General features: G+C 69.1%; 19 protein-coding genes and 1 pseudogene. 13 read left to right on the plus strand and 7 right to left on the minus strand.

All coding sequences use genetic code 11. The features are described 5' to 3' along the window. The 4 genes from DI276_RS50245 to DI276_RS26980 all read left to right on the plus strand — a co-directional run. Nucleotides 1–229, plus strand: a 229-nt coding sequence (locus DI276_RS50245; protein WP_198680933.1) for a hypothetical protein, incomplete at its 5' end; no start/stop codon positions are given. Nucleotides 230–288: 59 nt separating this feature from the next. Then, nucleotides 289–1,581, plus strand: a complete 1,293-nt coding sequence (locus tag DI276_RS26970) for a hypothetical protein (RefSeq protein ID WP_157984968.1) — start codon at nucleotides 289–291, stop codon at nucleotides 1,579–1,581. 72 nt (nucleotides 1,582–1,653) lie between these two features. Beyond that, the gene (locus tag DI276_RS26975) at nucleotides 1,654–2,442 is read left to right on the plus strand and encodes a pentapeptide repeat-containing protein (RefSeq protein ID WP_112268321.1); all 789 of its coding nucleotides are present in this window, start codon (nucleotides 1,654–1,656) and stop codon (nucleotides 2,440–2,442) included. A 44-nt stretch (nucleotides 2,443–2,486) separates the two neighbouring features. Further along, a complete protein-coding gene (locus DI276_RS26980; RefSeq protein WP_157984969.1) occupies nucleotides 2,487–2,897 on the plus strand; it encodes a hypothetical protein in 411 nt (136 codons plus the stop codon). Between the two features lie 141 nt (nucleotides 2,898–3,038). Here the strand turns inward: DI276_RS26980 and DI276_RS26985 are convergent, their stop codons facing one another. The 3 genes from DI276_RS26985 to DI276_RS26995 form a co-directional block, all read right to left on the minus strand. After that, nucleotides 3,039–3,803: an alpha/beta fold hydrolase gene (locus DI276_RS26985; protein ID WP_112268325.1), complete on the minus strand. Its 765-nt coding sequence runs from the start codon at nucleotides 3,801–3,803 to the stop codon at nucleotides 3,039–3,041. A gap of 81 nt (nucleotides 3,804–3,884) precedes the next feature. Beyond that, nucleotides 3,885–4,235: a hypothetical protein gene (locus tag DI276_RS26990; RefSeq protein WP_157984970.1), complete on the minus strand. Its 351-nt coding sequence runs from the start codon at nucleotides 4,233–4,235 to the stop codon at nucleotides 3,885–3,887. A 44-nt stretch (nucleotides 4,236–4,279) separates the two neighbouring features. Next, the gene (locus DI276_RS26995; protein WP_112268329.1) at nucleotides 4,280–4,816 is read right to left on the minus strand and encodes a TetR/AcrR family transcriptional regulator; all 537 of its coding nucleotides are present in this window, start codon (nucleotides 4,814–4,816) and stop codon (nucleotides 4,280–4,282) included. A gap of 85 nt (nucleotides 4,817–4,901) precedes the next feature. Here DI276_RS26995 and DI276_RS27000 point away from each other — a divergent pair, with 85 nt between their 5' ends. Next, nucleotides 4,902–6,110 (plus strand): FAD-dependent monooxygenase, encoded by a 1,209-nt coding sequence (locus DI276_RS27000; RefSeq protein WP_112268331.1) that lies wholly within the window; start codon nucleotides 4,902–4,904, stop codon nucleotides 6,108–6,110. Between the two features lie 32 nt (nucleotides 6,111–6,142). Here the strand turns inward: DI276_RS27000 and DI276_RS27005 are convergent, their stop codons facing one another. Beyond that, the gene (locus tag DI276_RS27005; RefSeq protein WP_112268333.1) at nucleotides 6,143–7,798 is read right to left on the minus strand and encodes a M14 family metallopeptidase; all 1,656 of its coding nucleotides are present in this window, start codon (nucleotides 7,796–7,798) and stop codon (nucleotides 6,143–6,145) included. Between the two features lie 104 nt (nucleotides 7,799–7,902). Between DI276_RS27005 and DI276_RS27010 the strand changes: the two genes are divergently transcribed. Together DI276_RS27010 and DI276_RS27015 are read left to right on the plus strand one after the other, a co-directional pair. Continuing rightward, entirely contained in the window at nucleotides 7,903–8,622 is a 720-nt protein-coding gene (locus DI276_RS27010; RefSeq protein ID WP_112268335.1) for a class I SAM-dependent methyltransferase, read from the plus strand. Between the two features lie 5 nt (nucleotides 8,623–8,627). Beyond that, complete coding sequence (locus tag DI276_RS27015; protein ID WP_112268336.1) at nucleotides 8,628–9,218, plus strand: DinB family protein; 591 nt, start codon at nucleotides 8,628–8,630, stop codon at nucleotides 9,216–9,218. Nucleotides 9,219–9,266: 48 nt separating this feature from the next. On the opposite strand, the gene DI276_RS27020 is transcribed toward DI276_RS27015, so the two are convergent. After that, entirely contained in the window at nucleotides 9,267–10,340 is a 1,074-nt protein-coding gene (locus tag DI276_RS27020) for an epoxide hydrolase family protein (protein ID WP_112268337.1), read from the minus strand. Between the two features lie 63 nt (nucleotides 10,341–10,403). Between DI276_RS27020 and DI276_RS27025 the strand changes: the two genes are divergently transcribed. From DI276_RS27025 to DI276_RS27035, 3 genes and pseudogenes are all read left to right on the plus strand, one after another. Beyond that, nucleotides 10,404–11,330, plus strand: coding sequence for a helix-turn-helix transcriptional regulator (locus DI276_RS27025; protein ID WP_112268544.1), 927 nt, complete (start codon nucleotides 10,404–10,406; stop codon nucleotides 11,328–11,330). After that, complete coding sequence (locus DI276_RS27030; protein WP_112268339.1) at nucleotides 11,323–11,901, plus strand: pyridoxamine 5'-phosphate oxidase family protein; 579 nt, start codon at nucleotides 11,323–11,325, stop codon at nucleotides 11,899–11,901. Before DI276_RS27025 ends, DI276_RS27030 begins: the two co-directional genes overlap by 8 nt. A gap of 30 nt (nucleotides 11,902–11,931) precedes the next feature. Beyond that, nucleotides 11,932–12,411, plus strand: a pseudogene (locus DI276_RS27035) (pyridoxamine 5'-phosphate oxidase family protein); the annotation flags it as partial. Here DI276_RS27035 and DI276_RS27040 read toward each other — a convergent pair. Both DI276_RS27040 and DI276_RS27045 read right to left on the minus strand, forming a co-directional pair. Next, complete coding sequence (locus tag DI276_RS27040; RefSeq protein WP_112268343.1) at nucleotides 12,403–13,689, minus strand: M20/M25/M40 family metallo-hydrolase; 1,287 nt, start codon at nucleotides 13,687–13,689, stop codon at nucleotides 12,403–12,405. The pseudogene DI276_RS27035 and the gene DI276_RS27040 overlap by 9 nt on opposite strands. A 15-nt stretch (nucleotides 13,690–13,704) precedes the next feature. Next, on the minus strand, nucleotides 13,705–14,532 hold the full coding sequence (locus tag DI276_RS27045) for a M55 family metallopeptidase (protein WP_198680934.1): 828 nt from the start codon (nucleotides 14,530–14,532) through the stop codon (nucleotides 13,705–13,707). Between the two features lie 45 nt (nucleotides 14,533–14,577). Between DI276_RS27045 and DI276_RS27050 the strand changes: the two genes are divergently transcribed. Genes DI276_RS27050 through DI276_RS27060 form a run of 3 tightly spaced genes read left to right on the plus strand, consistent with a single transcriptional unit; the run spans nucleotide 14,578 to nucleotide 18,149 of the window. Beyond that, entirely contained in the window at nucleotides 14,578–16,329 is a 1,752-nt protein-coding gene (locus tag DI276_RS27050) for an ABC transporter substrate-binding protein (RefSeq protein ID WP_232836946.1), read from the plus strand. Continuing rightward, the gene (locus tag DI276_RS27055; protein WP_269814308.1) at nucleotides 16,330–17,280 is read left to right on the plus strand and encodes an ABC transporter permease; all 951 of its coding nucleotides are present in this window, start codon (nucleotides 16,330–16,332) and stop codon (nucleotides 17,278–17,280) included. Further along, nucleotides 17,277–18,149, plus strand: coding sequence for an ABC transporter permease (locus tag DI276_RS27060; RefSeq protein WP_112268345.1), 873 nt, complete (start codon nucleotides 17,277–17,279; stop codon nucleotides 18,147–18,149). Before DI276_RS27055 ends, DI276_RS27060 begins: the two co-directional genes overlap by 4 nt.

Here is an 18,149-nt window from a genome sequence, read left to right on the forward strand (position 1 = left end):
GGTCACCGAGATCCAGGACGCGGCCAAGCGAATTCTCCTGCCGGAAGACGGTACGCCGATCCCGAGCCTGACCGTGCGGTTCGACGCCGCCCGTGACCGCGTGGTGGTGACCACCGACGTGCCGGCGTGGGTCACCGACCCACTGCGCGCCGCCTACCCGAACCAGGTCGTGATCGAACCGGTCCCGCAGCTCGCACCGGCCGGCTCCACCAGGGTCACCACCTCGTAGCCGACCGCTTCAGGCACCATCCGCGCCGTTGCCAGGCGTGGACCCGAAAGGACAAGTTGATGAGGATTCCCCTTCACCGGGCGTTCCACAGCAGACGGCACCGCCGCGACAGCGGTCGGGCACGGAAGAAGTTCCTGGTACCGATGTTCACACTGGCTCTGCTGGCGAGCGTGTTCCAACCTCTCGTGGCGCCGCAAACCGCATCGGCGGCCGTGGACGACTTCCGGCCGGCGACGTACAACATGCAGGGGAGCAGCGGCGGCAGCGCGACCAAGTGGTCCACCGACATCCCGCAAATCCTCCGGGGTGGCTACAACATGGTCGCGTTGCAGGAGGCCGGCCCTCAGCCACCTGGATGGCTGGCCTGGACCTCGCAGTACCTGGAGGCCGACCAGAACTGGAGAGGTTGGCGTGTGCAGCACTACCGGTGGCGACCGCCCGGTCAGGCCGCCGACTGGAGCATCTACTTCCTGCGTACCGACTTCGGTGCCAATCGGGTGAACCTCGCCATCCTGACCCAGCAACAGGCCAGCCACGTGATGGTCATCCGGCCCGCCGGCTGGCGAAACGGGCTCCCGACCACCCGGCCGGCCCTGGGCATCACAGTGAACGGTACGGACTTCTACAGCGTCCACGCGTCGGCGTCAGGAGGCGGTGACGGCGCGCAGCTGCTGTCGAACATCGCCGACACATCGCAGGGCAGCATCTGGGCCGCGATGGGCGACTGGAACCGGCCGCCCAACACGCTGCAAACCCAGCCGGGCTGGCACAAGTACATCTCCAACCGGGCCACTCACCAGAACAGCAGGGAACTGGACTACATGGTTTCCAACCAGCGGATGGCCGGCTACGGGGGCGTCCCCCGTGCGTACGGATCCGATCATTACGCCGTCATGTTCCGCCGCTTGGCGGCAAACGCGGGCGTCATGTTGCTCAACTCCCACGACGGCGGCAAACACCTCGGCGTCCAGAACTCGGTGTGGGGGACTGCGGTCGTCAACGGTGGGACCCCCAACTCCGGCCTGTGGAAGTTCAAGGCTGCGGCACCCGGTCTCTACAACATCGTCAACGCCACAACAGGAACGTGCTGGAGTGACAACAACGGCAGGATCATCCAGTGGGGCTGCAACGGAGCTGCGGATCAGCTCTTCAAAGTGAGCTACTGGTGGGACGTCCCCGATCAGATCCGGATCAGGCCGGTGAACCGGAGCACCCAGTGCGTCGGAGACGACAACCGGTGGGGTTGGGGCACGGAGGTCTTCACCACGGTGAACTGCAACAAGGGTGAGGCCCGGTTCAACATCCGGTACGACCGGGACCCCGGGCCCAACGCACCGCTCGTGGTGTTCTGAACCGCGGCATGATCACGGTAGGGGTTCGGGGCCGCCCGAACCCCTACCTGCGCCGAAGTATCCTGATCGACGATGGACGAGCTCAAAGGCGACTGCGCCAACTGTTTCGGGTTGTGCTGCGTCGCGCTGCCGTTCGCGAAGTCGGCGGACTTCGCGGCCACCAAGGACGCCGGTACGCCGTGCCGCAACCTGCTGGCCGATCACCGGTGCGGCATCCACGACCAGTTGCGGCCCAAGGGTTATCCCGGCTGCACGGTGTACGACTGCTTCGGTGCGGGGCAGCGGGTGTCGCAGACGGTGTTCCGGGGCAACGACTGGCGCACCGGTGAGCGGCAGAAGATGTTCGCGGTGTTCCCCGTGGTGCGGCAGCTGCACGAGCTGCTCTGGTACCTCGCCGAGGCCCGCCGGCTCGACCCGCACGACGATCTCGACGACGCCTACGCTGAGGTAGAGCGGCACACGGTCGCGGAGCCGGACGACATACTGCGGCTCGACGTCGCGGAGGTCCGGGCGAAGGTCAACGTCCTGCTGCTGCGCACCAGCGAACGGCTGCGGTCGAGCGCGAAGTCCTACCGGGGCGCGGACCTGATCGGCGCGCGGATGCGGAACAAGAACCTGAGCAGCGCCGACTTCCGCGGTGCCTACCTGATCGCCGCGGACCTCACGAACGCCGACCTGTCGCGGGCGGACATGATCGGGGCCGACCTGCGTGGCGCGGAGCTGTCGGGTGCGGACCTGAGCACCTGCCTGTTCCTGACGCAGCCGCAGGTCAACGCCGCGCGCGGGAACGCGAGGACGAAGCTGCCGGAGGCGTTGACCCGGCCGTCGCACTGGGCCGCGGGGTCCGGCAAGCGCCGCTAGAGGTTGTCAGGGCGGTGTCAGCGGCCGCTGCGAGAGTGCCGATCATGAAGAAGGCACTACTGATCATCGCCGCCGCGGTGGCGGGCATGCTCGCGCCCGGCGTCGCGCACGCCGAGACCCCGCCCGGTTGCGCGTCGGCCCAGCAGATCGGGGCGACCGCGCACGTGAAGTTCGGCAGCGAGACGGCGGCGAGCGTGAAGCAGTTCGCGGGCTGTGGCAAGAACTGGGGCTACGTCTTCGTGTGGGCGGACTGGGCGGCGCGGCACGACCTGTTCCACGTCACCGCCGCGGTGGCGACCGACGACAACGTCAACCACGGCAAGGTGATCGGTCGGCTGGAGCAACGCGAGGTGTGGTCCAAGGCCGCCGGCACCGTCAACAGGTGCACGCGGGCGATGGGCCGGGTCGCGCTCGGCGAGGACGGCTGGGGCGCCTACTCGAGCAGGCGCTGCTGATTGCTCCGGTCGGCAACGACACCTTGGTTGGGCTGGGCTACCGCAGCCACAATCGCGCCGGGCGCATACGTGACGCGGCATCCGCACTTTGTCCCTGCAACGGGCACGTGAGCTGCTGACCGGCGCTCTGGACCGCGAGCTCTAGACCGACAGGCGCTGCTGGGCGACCGCGCGGGCGAAGCCCTCGACGTTGTCCAGCATGATGTTGTGGCCGGTGTTGGGCACGGAGACGATCTGGACGCCGGCGGCGGTGAGTTCGCGGGCACCGGAGGGCGGGGCGTCCTCGGGGTGCAGGAAGACGCGCGGGATCTCCAGTTCCAGCAACAGTTTCCGCATCGTTGGCGACGTGCCGCGGACGAGGTCGACCGCACTGCGGTAGAGGGCTTCGCGGCCGGCCATGCGCATGGTGGCGGCCCAGTGCGGGCCGACGTCGCGCAGCACGCGGTCGAAGCCGTGGGAGAGGAAGTCGGCCTCACCGTAGGCGGCGATACCGCGGCTGCCGGGTGCGCCCAGGGCGGGCGTGGCCGGATCGACGTGCGGGTCGACGAGCACGAGTGAACGCACCATCTCGGGGTGGCGCGCGGCCAGCACGATGGCGACGGCGCCGCCCATGCTGTGGCCGATGATCTCGCTGCGCCGCAGCCCGATCTTGGCCAGCGCGACGGCGAGGGCGTCGGCGTGGCCTTCGAGGGAGTAGGCGAATCCGGTGGGGCGGTCGCTGATGCCGAAGCCGAGCAGGTCCATCATCAGGCTGCGGCGGCCGGCGAGCAGCGGGTGTGCGACGGCTTCGGCGTAGTAGGGCGCCGAGGACGCGCCGAGGCCGTGCAGGTAGACGCGAGCGGGCGTGGCGCCCGGTACTTCGACCCAGCGGATCCGGACACCAGGTCTGATCTCGACGGCGCGCATTTCTCTCCCCGCGTGATTTCGGCTTCCGGACCCTACCCCGCGTCCACGTGAAGTGAGACCCGTTTCGAGACCGGTTTCTCACTAGTCGACGAGTCGCGCCGAGACGACTGCGAGGAGCAGCGTGACGGCGGTGAACACGAAGGTGTAGCTGAATCCTATGGCGGCGTGCGGCGGGCGTGACCGCGCTCCCTCGCACAGGTGGAGCTCCCAGCAGGCGGCGCCCAGTCCGAAGATCAGCCACGGCACGACGATCAGCGCGACGGTGGGTCCGCCGAGCAGGCCGCTGACCACGAACGGCGTTGCGGCGACGAGAAGTCCGGTTGCCGCGGCGATCATCCACGGCTTGCCTGCGGGTTCGCCGGACAGGCGCCCGGCGGCGGTGGCGACGGCGGTGGGTGTCAGCGGTAGCACCCAGGCGTGGCGGAGGGGCACCCGCGTGATCGTCGTCGATGCGTGCGTTGATCGACAGACGCCGATCAGCCGATCCCGAGTGCGGCGCGCGCGGCCGTCACGGTGGCGGACCTCAGTTCGTCGAGGGGCGCGTCGGGGAACTGCATGGTGCAGTCCTGCATGCCGCCGAACGCCAGCACCGCGCGTGCTTCCTGTTGCAGCGTCGGCTCCGGCCCGAAAACCAGCCGGGTCAGGCGGGCGCGCCACGAGAGCACCATGTCGACCAGGCCCAGCTCCGCGAGTGTGGTCATTTCCGTGAGCAGCAGCAGGATGCCGGCGCGGTGGCGGTAGTTGAAGTCGAAGAACCCTTCGAGGAGCTCGATGGCCGATACGTCGGCACGCTGCTCCATGCGCGCGATGAACTGCTCGCCGTCTTCGAGCAGCGGCGTGACGATGCTGCGGACCAGGTCCTCGCGTGAGGAGAAGTGGTAGTAGAGCGCGGGTTTGGTGATGCCGAGGCGGTCGGCTATCTCCTGCAGGCTCGTCTGCTGCACGCCCTTGGTGGCGAACAGCTCGCGCGCGGTCTGCAGGATCCGCTGTTTGGTGTCGGACTGTCTGGCCACGCGCCGAATCTTACTTAACGGACGGTAAAAGCAGGTGTAGGCTCGCGAACAGGGGCTTACCGACCGTTAAGTAAGGGGCGTTGACGTGCGGATTCTCATTTCGGGGGCGAGTATCGCGGGTCCGGTGCTGGCGTACTGGCTCACCCGGTACGGGCACGAGGTGACGGTGGTGGAGCGGTCGCCGGTGCTGCGCAAGACGGGTGGGCACGCGGTCGACCTGTTCAAGCCGGCGATGGACATCTCGGAGAAGATGGGCGTTCTGCCGCGCATCGAGTCGCTGGCGACGGGCACGCAGCGGCTGAAGTTCCTGCGCGAGGGGACGCGCAAGCCGATCAGCGGGGACGTCACGAAGATCTTCGCCGCCGCGTCGGACCGGCACGTCGAGGTCATGCGCGACGACCTGAGCGAGATCTACTACGACGCCGCGCGGGAGGACGTCGAGTACCTGTTCGGCGACTCGATCACGTCGATCGGCGAGGACGGCGACGTGACGTTCGAGGTGGGCTCGCCACGGGGGTTCGACCTCGTCGTCGGGGCGGACGGGCTGCACTCGAACGTGCGCAAGTTGGTGTTCGGGGAGGTCGCGAAGACGTTCACGGGCGCGTATCTGGCGGTGTTGTCGGTGCCGCGGGAGCTGGGTGAGCCGGGTGCGATGAGCGGGCACATCGGGCCTGGGCGCAGCGCGCAGGTGTACGGGGCGCGGCACATCGACGACGCGCGGGCCGTGTTCCTGTTCCGCTCGCCCGAGCTGGAGTACCACCACCGGGACGTGGCACGGCAGAAGCAGCTGCTGCGGGAGGCGTTCGCCGGGCTGCACCCCGAGGTCGACCAGTGGCTGACCTACCTCGACAGCGATCGGGTGTTCTACTTCGACTCGATCACGCAGCTGCGGGAGGACACCTGGTCGCGGGGGCGGGTGGCGCTGGTCGGCGACGCGGCCTACTGCCCGGGGCCGGCGATCGGTGGCAGCACGAGCCTGGCGGTGCTGGGCGCGTACGTGCTGGCCGGTGAGCTGTCGCGGCACAGCTACGACGTGGCGTTCACGCGCTACGAGAACGAGATGCGGGATCTGGTGCACGCCAGCAGGGAGTTCGCGCTGGGCGTGGCGAAGACGCTGATCCCCACGACCCGCCTGGGCGTGACGGCGTTGACGCGCGGCATGCAGCTGGTGACGTCGCTGCCGTCGTGGCTGGTGCGGCCGGTGGCCAAGCTCAACTCGAAGGGCATCCGGCTGCACGACTCGATGCGCGTGCAGGACTACGAGCGTCAGGGCGCCGGCGTACCGGCGCCCTGACGGCTCGGTTCAGCTCAGAACTGCGGGTCAGCTCAGAACTGCAGGCTCCACTTGTCGAGGAACCCGGTGTCCTGGGCCGCATTGTCGTTGACCCTCAGCTGCCAGTTGCCGTTGGCGACCTCGCTGGAGGCGTTGACGGTGTAGGTGTTGTTGATGTTGTCGGTGCTGCCGCCGGCGCGGTTGTGCAGGGTGTAGACGGTGCCGTCCGGGGCGACCAGGTCGACCTTGAGGTCGCCCTGGTAGGTGTGCTTGATGTCCACGGCGACCTTGAGGGTCGACGGGGCGTTGCCGGTCACCTCGGACACCGCGATCGGCGAGTTGATCGTGCTGTTGTCGGCGATCGCGAAGTCCGTGGCGTTCTCGAAGTACTTGCCGGGCGGCGGCGTGACACCGCAGTACTGCCCTTCCTTGCCGATGGCCTCGTACGGGCAGTCGGCGCGTTCCAGCAGCTGCAGCACGGCCTCCTTGTTGCGGGAGGTCTGCGCCGGGATCACCTCGTCGGGCGGGTAGAAGCCGCCACCGCCGGCGCTGCCGGGGTACATCTCGAAGGTGTAGGCGAAGATGCCCTGCGTGCCCCACAGCCAGTCCGGGATGGTCCCGTCGGTGATGTAGAGGTCGCTGGACTGCTCGGGCGTGTAGTTGTTGGTCGCCGCCATCTGCTGGCCGATGGTGCGGAACGTGTCGTGCTGGTCCTGGGTCAGGCCCGGCGCGACGTCGTCGTAGGTCCAGCCCCACGGCCACAGGATGAGCTCGCTGTAGGTGTGGAAGTCGATGGCGGCGCCGATCTGCTGCTTGCCACCGACGTTGCGGCCGCGCACGAAGTCGGCCACGACCTTGACCTCGGGCGCGGACTCCGCGCTCGGCCCGCGGTAGGTGTCACTGCCGGTGCTGCCGGACGAACCGCCGCAGCAGCCCCACTTGTAGTTCCAGTTGCGGTTGAGGTCGGTGCCGACGTTGCTCGAGCCGGCGTTGGGCTGCCGGTTCTTGCGCCACGACCGGTAGGTGCCGGTCGCGATGTCGTACTCGCCGCCGTCGGGGTTGACGTCGGGGATGATCCAGATCTCGCGGGTGTTCACGAGGTCCGTGAGCCGCGCTTCCGAGCCGTACTTCGTGGTGAACTCTTTGATCAGGTACAACGCCATTTCGACGGTGAGGTGCTCACGGGCGTGCTGGTGGTGCGTGAACAGCACCTCCGGCTCGTTCTCGTCGACGCCGACGTTGTCGCTGATCTTGAGCGCGATGATGTCGCGGTTCTCGTAGGACTTGCCGATGACCTGCTTGCTGAGGATGTTCGGGTAGGCCGCGACCGCACTGTTGATCTCGGCGGTCATCTCGGCGTAGTTGTGGTAGTTCGAGTCCGCGGCGGGGAAGTCGAACGGGCCGATCTCGGCGTTCGCCTCCATCCGCTTGGGCAGCTCGGTGACCTCGAAGCCCTGGGCCTTGAGGTTGCGCACCTCGCGCTCGGTGGCGGTGATCACGACGATGCCGTGCTCCTCGACCGAGTCGATCGCGGCGCCGGACTTGGCGAGCTTCGTCCGCTGGTCAACGGTGCGGACGTTGCTCACCTGGTAGTTCGTCGACGTTTCCTGAGCGCTCGGGGCCGCGCCGGTGGGCACGCCTCCCATGGTGAACACGACGCTCGCGGCGACGGTTACCCCGATCAGGGGTCTGAGATGGCTCTTTCGCATGCAGGGCAACCCTTTCGAACCACGGCAGGGACATGGCTGTGCCCTGTGTAGTCCGTGTGAAGGCTCACTGTCATCCCGCCATCCGTATGGGCTTAGCTGGTGAGATGACGCGCTACGACGCTGTGGAGGCCGCCTCGTACCGGGTGGCCCGTGAGATTTCGTTGGCGGGGTTGTCGTCGTGGCGATCCGTTCTGCGGCCGTACTTGCGGCCGGGAACTTCGGTGCTGGACCTGGGGGCAGGTACAGGGTTGTTCGTGCGGGCGTTCGGCGAGTGGTTCCCGGACGTGTCCGTGGTGGCGGTGGAGCCGTCGGCGGACATGCGTGCCGCGTCGGGACTGGACATGCTCGCCGGGGACGCGTCGTCGATTCCGCTGCCGGACGCGTCGGTGGACGTGGTGTGGATGTCCACTGTGGTGCATCACGTCGTGGACCTGGCCGCCGCTGGGGCGGAGTTGCGGCGGGTGCTGCGTCCGGGCGGGGTGGTGGTGATGCGGTCGTTGTTCCGGGAGCGACATTCGGGCATCGGGTTGTTCCGGTTCTTCCCGGAAGCGACGCGGGCGCTGGCCTCGTTCCCGACGGTCGCCGAGGTGGCCGCCGGGATGGGGTTCGCGGTGGAGCGGTTGGAGGCGGTGCCGCAGGTGAGCGCGGAGTCGTTGGCCGCCAAGGCTTCCCGGGTCCGGTGGGAGGCGGACACGTTGCTGCGATCGTTGTCGGCTGAGGAGTTCGAGGCGGGGCGTGCACGGCTGGAGGCGGCGGCTCTGGTCGAGACCGGGCCGGTGGTGGACCACCTGGATCTGCTGGTGCTCACGACTCTGCAAAGCTGACGGCCATGGCCTCAGATCCGAAAGCCGACCTGCACCGCTATCTCCGCACGGCTCGGTCGGCGGTGTTGTGGAAGCTCGACGGCTTGTCCGAGTACGACGCGCGCCGGCCGTTGACGCCGACCGGCACGAACCTGCTGGGCTTGGTGAAGCACCTGGCGACCGTCGAGCAGGAGTACTTCGGCGCGTGCATGGGCCGCAAGTTCCCGGAGGTCCTGCCGTGGGTGGCGGCGATCGAGGACGGCAGCGATCTGAACGCGGACATGTTCGCCACGGCGGACGAGTCGCGTTCGGACATCGTGTCGCTGTATGCGCGTGCCACGGAGTTCGCGGACTCGGTGATCTCGGAGCTGCCGCTGGACGCGCCGGGGGTGGTGCCGTGGTGGCCGGAGGACCGCAAGTACGTGACGTTGCAGCTGCTGCTGGTGCACATGATCGCGGAGACGAACCGGCACGCCGGGCACGCGGACATCCTGCGGGAGGGGCTGGACGGGATGGCCGGGTTGCGGGAGGGCGGGTCCAACCTGCCGGAGCAGGACTGGGCCGGGTATCGGGAACGGGTGGAGACGGCGGCTCGGGACGCTGCGGAGCGGGCGTGAGAAACGGGTTGCCGGGCCGGGCGTGCTCCCACGCCCGGCCCGGCAGCCTCACCCGCTGTGGGCGGAGAAGAACTTGAGCACGTCGGCCACGTACAGGTCGGGCACCTCGATGGCCGGGAAGTGGCCGCCCCGGTCGTACTCGGTCCAGTGCTCGACCTCGTGCGCCGGGTCGAGCAGGGTGCGGATGCCGGTGTCGGCGGCGAAGGTCGCGAAGCCGGTCGGGGCGGCGGCCGCTCCCCAGGTGCCGGGTGCGTTCATGGACTCGTAGATGAACTCCGCCGAGGTGGCGCCGGTGCCGGTGAACCAGTAGATCGACACGGCGGTGAGCAGGGCGTCGCGGTCGACGGTCGAGCACCAGGCCTGGAACTTCTCGTAGATCCACGCCAGCAGGCCTGCCGGTGAGTCGGCGAGGGAGAAGCCGATGGTCCAGGGCTTGGTCGACATCAGCTGGAGGTAGCCGAGGCCGGTGGCGACCAGGTCGTTGAACCGCTCGGCACGGGCCAGCTCGGTGCCGGACAGGCCGTCCAGCGGCAGCGGGCCGCCGAACGGGTGGGAGCTCGGCCCGTTGATGTGCAGGGCGGCCACGGCCGGGGTGAGGCGGCTCATCGCGCCGGCGATGCCCGCGCCGACGTCGCCTGCCTGGACGCCGTAGCGGGCGTAGCCCAGCTGGTCCATCAACGTGACGAACGCGGAGGCGGTGCGGGAGACGTCCCAGGCGCCGGCCACGGGCACGGAGAAGCCGAAGCCCGGGATGGACGGCACGACGACGTGGTGGTCGCGGGACAGCTCGGCGATGACGTCGAGGTACTCGGCGAACGTCGAGGGCCAGCCGTGGATCAGCAGCAGCGGCAGGGCGTCGGGGCGCTCGCTGCGGACGTGGACGAAGTGGATGCGCTGGCCGTCGATCTCCGTGACGAACTGCGGGAAGGCGTTCAACCGCGCCTCGACCGCGCGCCAGTCGAAGCCGTCGGCCCAGTACCGCGCCAGCGATTGGAGTTCTGCGACGGGCACGCCGCGCCGCCAGCCCTCGCCTGCGCCCTGGGCCGGCCAGCGGGTGGCGAGCAGGCGCTGGCGCAGATCGGCGAGGTCGGTTTCGGGGATCTCCACTCGAAATGTGTCCATGCCTGCAACGCTATGAGCAATTGCGGAAAGGTTCGTTCCTCATTCGCGGGGAGGGTGGAACTCGTGTTGGAGACGTCGGCGAGGTTGTTGAAGCTGCTGTCGTTGCTGCAGTCCCCGCGCGACTGGACGGGCCCTGAGCTGGCCGAACGGCTCGGCGTGACGACCAGGACCGTGCGTAACGACGTGGACCGGTTGCGGAACCTGGGGTATCCGGTGCACGCGACGCCGGGGGTGGCGGGCGGGTACAGGCTGGGTGCCGGGGCGAGCCTGCCGCCGTTGCTGCTCGATGACGACGAGGCGGTGGCGATCGCGCTGAGTCTGAGCACGCAGGACTCCGACACCGCGGCGCAGGCGTTGCGGAAGCTGGAGCAGGTGCTGCCGAGCCGGCTCAAGCACCGGCTCCAGACGGTGCAGGAGTACACCGTCGGCACGGCGGCGGAGCTGGATCCGGAGGTGGCGACGAGCATCGTCACGGCGTGCCGGGCGCGGGAGCGGCTGCGGTTCGACTACGTGAAGTTCGACGGCGCGGAAGACCGGCGCGAGGTGGAGCCGTATCGGCTGGTGCACACGCGCGGCCGCTGGTACCTGGTCGCGTGGGACGTCAACCGGCAGGACTGGCGGACGTTCCGCGCGGACCGGATCCGGCCGCGCATCCCGACCGGCCCGAGGTTCACCGCACGAGAGCTCCCGGACTTGGAGGACTACCTGGCCAAGGGACTGGCCACGGCGGCGTGGCGGTTCCGCGCGACTGTCACGGTGCACGCGCCGGCGCACGAGATCGCGCAGAGGGTCCCCGCAGCACTCGTGGAGGCGGTCGACGACTCGACGTGCCGGATGACGGCGGGCTCGGACACGCCGGAGCTGCTCGCGGTGTACCTGGGGATGCTGGGCTGCGAGTTCGAGGTGGACGGGCCACGAGAGCTGGTTCACCACCTGGGATTAACGGCTGACAGGTTCCGCCGCGCGATCGATACTGCTGATCATGGGTAAGGAATACGAGCGGATCGTGCCGAAGCTGCGGGAGTTCATCGAGCAGCAGAAGGTGTTCTTCGTGGCCACCGCGCCGCTGGCGGGTGACGGGCACGTCAACCTCTCGCCCAAGGGCCGGCAGGGCACGTGGCGGGTGCTGGACGACCAGACGGTGGCCTACCTGGACTTCGGTGGCAGTCACGCCGAGACGATCGCTCATCTGCGGGAGAACGGCCGCATCACGTTGATGTGGTGTGCGTTCGACGGGCCGCCGAACATCGTGCGCGTGCACGGCCGTGGTGAGCCGGTGTTCCGCGACGACCCGCGGTTCGCGGAGCTGGCGGCGGGGTTCGGCGAGGCGGACGGGCCGGGGCTGCGGGCGGTGATCGTGGTGACGGCGGAGCTGGTCTCCGACACGTGCGGGTTCGCGGTGCCGTTCATGGACTACCGCTCGGAGCGCGAACTGCACATCGACTACATGGGTCGCAAGTCCGACGAGGAGTTCCGCGAGTACGTCGCCAAGAAGCCGTACAACAACGCGAGCATCGACGGCCTGCCCGCGGTTCCGCAACCGTTGCCGCCGCGCGTGTAGAGAACGCGGGTCCGGCTCCGTCCCAGGGGCATGAACACACACGAGGTGCTGAACCGGCCGCTGAGCCGGGAGCTGCTGGCCCGCGACCTGACCCGGCTGGCCTACGTGGCCAAGGACGGCACGCCGCGCACGATCCCGATCGCGTTCACCTGGAACGGCGAGCAGATCGTGCTGTGCACGTCGAAGAACGCTCCGAAGCTGCACTCGCTGCGGGCGAACCCGGCGGTGGCGCTGACGATCGACACCGAGGTGCACCCGCCGAAGATCCTGCTGATCCGCGGCACGGCGGAGCTGGACCCGACCGACGGCATCCCGGACGAATACCTGCGGATGAACGGCAGCTACGAGATGTCGGCGGAGCAGCGGGTGGAGTGGGAGCGCGAGGTCCGCTCGCTCTACGCCGACGGCATGGTCCGGATCGTCATCACGCCGACGTGGGCGAAGCTGATCGACTTCGAGACCACCCTGCCCACCCCGGTGCAGGAGCTGATCGAGCAGCGGTCAGCTCGACAGGAACCGGTCCAGCACGCGAACGCCGAACTCGAGACCGGCGACGGGGACGCGTTCGTCGACGCCGTGGGCCATCGCCCGGTAGTCGAAGCCGGTGGGCAGTGACAGCGGTGAGAAGCCGTAGCAGTGGATGCCGAGCTGGCTGAACGCCTTGGCGTCGGTGCCGCCGCCGAGGCAGTACGGCACGACGACGGCGGCGGGGTCCTCGTCGCGCAACGCCTCGGCCATCGCCGCGAACCACGTGGTGTCCACGGGTGCCTCGACCGGCGGCTGGTGCTCGAGGAACTCGCGCGTGACACCTTCGCACAGCAGAGAGTCGATGGTCGCTTCGAGCTCGTCGACGGTGCCGGGCAGCGTGCGGACGTCGAGCTGGGCGGTGGCGGTGCCGGGGATGACGTTGACCTTGTAGCCCGCCTGCAACATCGTCGGCGTGGTGGAGCACCGCACGGTGTTCTCGACGAGTTTCGCGGCGGGTCCGAGCCGGGCGATGGTGCCGTCGACGTCGTCGAGGTCGACCTCGACGCCCAGCGCTTTGCCCGCGCCGACGAGGAACGCCTCGACCGTGGGCGTCAACCGGACCGGGTGCTGGTGGGCCGCGATCCGCGCGAGCGAGGTGACCAGCGCCGTCACCGCGTTCTGCGAGTTCTTGCGCGAGCCGTGGCCCGCGCGGCCGACGGCGGTGAGCTTCATGTGCGACGTGCCGCGCTCGGCGGTGCCGATCGGGTAGAGCCGCGTGCCGTCGACGTCGTAGGAGAAGCCGCCGGACTCGCTGATGGCGGCCTCGACCCCGGCGAAGTGGGCGGCGTGGTGGTCGACGAGCCAGTGCGCGCCGTACACGCCCTGGTCCTCCTCGTCGGCGACGAACGCCAGCACGACGTCGCGCCGCGGCCGGCGGCCCTCGACGTGCCAGCGGTTGATCACGGCCAGCGTCATCGCGGCCATGTCCTTCATGTCGACCGCGCCGCGGCCGTGCACGAACCCGTCGCGGATCTCGCCGGCGAACGGGTCGAAGCTCCACTCGGCCGGGTCGGCGGGCACGACGTCGAGGTGCGACTGGACCAGGACGGCGGGCAGCGACGGGTCGGTGCCGTGGATGCGCGCGAGGACGTTGGTGCGGCGGGGTGCGGGCTCCAGCAACGTAGGCGGCACGCCGTTGTCCTGCAGGATCGCGGCGACGTGCTCGGCGGCCTCGCGTTCGCCCGCGGAGTCGCCGCCGCCGCGGTTGGTCGTGTCGAAGCGGATGAGCCGCGCGCACAGCTGCGCCACGTCCAGCGTCATGCAGCCACCCTACGGTCAGCCGTAGATGCCCTCGATCGCGCCCGCTGCGACGTGCGTGACGACTTTGAACGCCTTCATCGCCTCGGTCATCGACACGGCGTCGAACCCGACCCGGCGGGTGCCGATCAGCTCGACGGTCGGCACGACCGCGGCGGCGTCGGCGAGGTGGGTGGCGTCGAACTCGACCTCGATGCGATGCGCCGACACCACGCCCTCCGCACGTCCGGCGCGGGACATCGCCGCGGTGGCCGCTTCTGTGATGTGTGAAGAAGTCACGGCGGGTGGCAGGCACACGGCCGCGTAGCGCGACACGCATTCCTTCACGGCTACCCCGGCGGCTTCTGGCGCGTACGACCGGGCGTCCTCGCACGTCAGGTCGTCGCCGGTCACCAGCAGCACGGGCACGCCGTACTCGGCGGCGAGTGCGGCGTTGAGTCGTCCCTCGGAGGCGTGCACGCCGTCGAGCCACACGCCGGTGATGGAGTTCTCCAGGTAGGTGTGGGCGAGCACGCCGGGTGCGCCGGCGCCGGTGTGGTAGCCGAGGAACACGACACCGTCCACACCTGCGTCGATGCCCTGCATCATCGACAGCGGTTTGTGCCGGCCGGTGAGCACGCGCGCCGCGGTGTGCAGCTCTTCGAGCAACAGGTTGCGCTGGGAGGAGTGCGCCTCGTTGACGATCACCTCGGTCGCGCCGCCTGCAACCAAACCGGCCACGCACGCGTCGACGTCACCAGTGAACAGGCGCCGGAACCGTTGCCACTGCTCGGTACCGGGGATGACGTCCCCGGTCCAGGTGACTCCGGTGGCGCCTTCCATGTCCGCCGAGATCATGATCCGCACAGCTGAGTAACGTAGCGGTGGGCTGCTGGGGAAGAGGGGTATTTCGTGCGTGTGAAAGCGTGCGCGTTGCTTGCAATTGCAACGACACTGGGGGTCGCGACACCACAGGTGCAGGCGCAGGGGCCGGTGATCCTGAAGGTCGCGATCGTGCAGCAGATCGACTCGATGAACCCGTTCCTCGCGGTGTTCCAGTCGAGCACCGAGGTCGGCCGGTTGATGTACGACTACCTGACCGCCTACGCCGCGGACGACCAGCGGGTCACCGAGGGCGTCGCGAACAGATGGGAGCCGTCGGCGGACAAGCTCACCTGGACGTTCACCGTCCCGGAGGGCAAGAAGTGGTCCGACGGCAAGCCGATCACGGCGCAGGACGTCGCGTTCACCTACAACCTGATGCTGACCGACGAGGTCGCGCGGACCGCGAACGGCAGCTTCGTCACCAACTTCGAGTCGGTCGCCGCGACCGACGACAAGACCGTGGTGATCAAGACCAAGGCGCCGCAGGTGACGATGCTCGCGCTGGACATCCCGATCGTGCCCAAGCACGTGTGGGAGAAGGTCACCAACATCAAGGACTACGCCAACGACCAGATGCCGGTCGTCGGCTCCGGTCCGTTCGTGCTGACCGAGCACGTGGCCGGGCAGTTCATCAAGCTCAAGACCAACAAGAACTACTGGCGCGGCGCGGCGAAGTACGACGAGCTGCACTTCGTGTACTTCCAGAACTCCGACGCCGCGGTGCAGGCGCTGGGCAAGGGCGAGGTCGACCTGGTCAACCGGATGGCGCCCGCCCAGTTCGACTCGCTCGACGGCAAGGCGGGCGTCACGCGCAACAAGGCGCAGGGCCGCCGGTTCACCGAGCTGCTGATCAACCCCGGCGCGCAGACGAAGGCCGGGGTGCCGATCGGTGACGGCAATCCCGCCTTGAAGGACGTGCGGGTGCGGCGGGCGATCGCGCAGGCCGTCGACCTCGACGCGCTGGTCCAGCGGGTGAACCTCGGCTACGCGGAGAAGGGCGCCGGGCTGGTGCCGCCGGTGTTCGGCAAGTGGCACTGGCAGCCGGGCGCGGGTGAGCTGCGCAAGTTCGACCCGGCGGCCGCGAACGCCGCCCTCGACGCCGCCGGGTACCCGCGCAAGGACGGCACGCGGTTCACGCTGCGGCTGACCGGACGGGCCGGGCGCGCCTACGACGAGCAGGCGTCGGAGTACCTGAAGCGGTCGATGAGCGAGGTCGGCATCGGGCTGGACGTGCGGCTGGTGTCGGACAACCAGCTCAACGAGGTGACCACGGCGGCGACCTACGACCTGGCGTTCTCCGGCTGGGCGACGAACGTGGACCCGGACTTCATCCTGGGCCTGCACACGTGCGCGCAGCGGCCGGGCGCGGACGGCAAGGGCGGCACCACCGACTCGTACTTCTGCGACGAGACCTACGACCAGCTCTACGCGCGGCAGCTCTCGGAGTTCGACGAGGGCAAGCGGGTGGAGATCGTGAAGCAGATGCAGGCGCGGTTCTACGACCAGGTGCCCGCGGTGGTGCTGGCGTACGAGAACGCGCTGGAGGGCTACCGGTCCGACCACTTCGCGCGGTTCACGACGCAGCCGGCGCAGGGTGGCGTGATCATGGCGCAGAACGGCATGTGGGGTTACTACGGCGCCGAGCCCGCCGGACGGGTCGCGCAGGCCTCCAGCAAGGGGCCGTGGCTCGCGATCGGCGGCATGGTGCTGGTGGCTGCGGTCGTGATCGGTGTGGTCGTGGTGCGCCGGCGTCAGGCGACGGCCGGGGAGCGCGAGTAGGTGCGACTGGCTGGACGGCTCGGTGGCGCCGCGCTGAGCCTGGTGATGGTGGCGGTGCTGGGCTTCTTCCTGTTCCGGGTGGTGCCCGGCGACCCCGTCGTCTCCATGACGCGCGGCCGGCCGACGACCGCGGCGATGCAGGCCGAACTGCGGGCGCAGTTCGGCCTGGATCGTCCTCTGCTCTCGCAGTTCTGGGGCTACTTCACGTCCCTGCTGCAGGGTGACCTCGGCACGTCGTTCACGTTCCGGCGCCCGGTGGCCGACGTGATCCTGGAACGCCTCGGACCGACGCTGCTTTTGGTGGGCACGTCGACGTTGATCGCGGTCGGCCTCGGGCTGTGGCTCGGGGTGCGAGCGGCGTGGCGGCGTGACTCGGCGTTCGACAAGGCGACGACGGGTGTGGCGCTGACGTTGTGGGCGGTGCCGACGTTCTGGCTCGGCATGCTGCTGATGATGGTGACGGGAGACCTCTTCCCGTCGCGGGGCATGCGCGACACCGACACCGCGCCGGACTTCGTGTCACAGGCCCTCGACGTCGGACATCACCTGGTGCTGCCGTCGATCACGCTGGTCGCGGTGGTGTGCGCGGAGTACATGCTCGTGATGCGGTCGTCGTTGCTGGAGGAGATGCACGCACCGTACCTGACGACCGCGCGCGCCAAGGGGTTGCGCGACGACCTGGTGCGGCGCCGTCATGCCGTGCCGAACGCGGTGTTGCCGGCGATCACGTTGGTGTTCCTGCGGTTCGGGCTGGTGGTGGCTGGGGCGATCACGACGGAGACCGTGTTCTCGTGGCCTGGGCTCGGGTTGTTGTTCTACGACGCGTTGACCGGGCCGGACTACTTCCTGTTGCAGGGGTTGCTGGTGTGCACGGCGGGCGCGGTCGTGGTGATGAACCTGTTGGCCGAGTTGCTGTACGGGGTGCTGGATCCGCGGGTGAAGGTCGTATGAGCAGGTTCAACGCAGCGAGGGGTCTCAGCAGAGCGAGCGGCGGGATCAGCACGTTCCTCTCGCACCGGGCGGGCGTGGCCGGAGCCGCGATCCTCGTGGTCGCGGCGCTGGTCGCGGTGATCGCGCCGCTGCTCATTCCCGCCGACGCCCTCGACGTCACCCGCGTGACCGCCGCGCCGTGGCAGGCGCCGGGCGTGGAGTACTGGCTGGGCACCGATCACACGGGGCGGTCGGTGGCGCTGCTGGTGGTGCAGGGTGCGGGCACGTCGTTGTTCGTGGGGCTTACGGCGGCGTTGCTCGCGGTCGGCATTGGGACGTTGGTCGGGATCGTCAGCGGTCATTTCGGTGGGCTGGTGGCGGGGGCGTTGTTGCGGGTGACGGACTTCTTCCTGGTGTTGCCGGCGTTGGTGCTGGCGATTGCGCTCTCCACCGTGCTGCCGCGTGGGTTGGGGACGATCGTGCTGGCGATCGGGCTGACGAGTTGGCCGTCCACGGCGCGGATGGTGCGGGCGCAGACGTTGACGATCGAGGCGCGGCCGTTCGTGGAGCGGGCGCGGGCGCTGGGTGGTGGGCACGGGCATGTGATCGGGCGGCACGTGTTGCCGTCGGTGGTGCCGTTGGTGCTGGTGAACGCGACGTTGGCGGTGGCCACGGCGATCGTGGCGGAGTCGACGCTGGCGTTTCTCGGGTTGGGGGATCCGACGCGGATCTCGTGGGGCGCGATGTTGCACCAGGCGCAGCTGCACGGCGCGGTGCCGCAGCGGGCGTGGTGGTTCCTGCTGCCGCCGGGGGTCGCGATCGTGGTCGTGGTGCTGGCGTTCACGCTCGTCGGGCGCGCCCTTGAAGCTGTTGTGACGCCGAAGAGGTGA

Origin of the sequence: Lentzea terrae (assembly GCF_003265345.1) — a bacterium.
GTDB lineage: Bacteria > Actinomycetota > Actinomycetes > Mycobacteriales > Pseudonocardiaceae > Lentzea > Lentzea terrae.

Bases quoted from the DNA above. Each gene is read 5' to 3' on its own strand.
- DI276_RS26970 (WP_157984968.1), top strand. From the start codon at position 289: ATGAGGATTCCCCTTCACCGGGCGTTCCACAGCAGACGGCACCGCCGC.
- DI276_RS26975 (WP_112268321.1), top strand. From the start codon at position 1,654: ATGGACGAGCTCAAAGGCGACTGCGCCAACTGTTTCGGGTTGTGCTGC.
- DI276_RS26980 (WP_157984969.1), top strand. From the start codon at position 2,487: ATGAAGAAGGCACTACTGATCATCGCCGCCGCGGTGGCGGGCATGCTC.
- DI276_RS26985 (WP_112268325.1), bottom strand. From the start codon at position 3,803: ATGCGCGCCGTCGAGATCAGACCTGGTGTCCGGATCCGCTGGGTCGAA.
- DI276_RS27005 (WP_112268333.1), bottom strand. From the start codon at position 7,798: ATGCGAAAGAGCCATCTCAGACCCCTGATCGGGGTAACCGTCGCCGCG.
- DI276_RS27010 (WP_112268335.1), top strand. From the start codon at position 7,903: ATGACGCGCTACGACGCTGTGGAGGCCGCCTCGTACCGGGTGGCCCGT.
- DI276_RS27015 (WP_112268336.1), top strand. From the start codon at position 8,628: ATGGCCTCAGATCCGAAAGCCGACCTGCACCGCTATCTCCGCACGGCT.
- DI276_RS27020 (WP_112268337.1), bottom strand. From the start codon at position 10,340: ATGGACACATTTCGAGTGGAGATCCCCGAAACCGACCTCGCCGATCTG.
- DI276_RS27030 (WP_112268339.1), top strand. From the start codon at position 11,323: ATGGGTAAGGAATACGAGCGGATCGTGCCGAAGCTGCGGGAGTTCATC.
- DI276_RS27040 (WP_112268343.1), bottom strand. From the start codon at position 13,689: ATGACGCTGGACGTGGCGCAGCTGTGCGCGCGGCTCATCCGCTTCGAC.
- DI276_RS27060 (WP_112268345.1), top strand. From the start codon at position 17,277: ATGAGCAGGTTCAACGCAGCGAGGGGTCTCAGCAGAGCGAGCGGCGGG.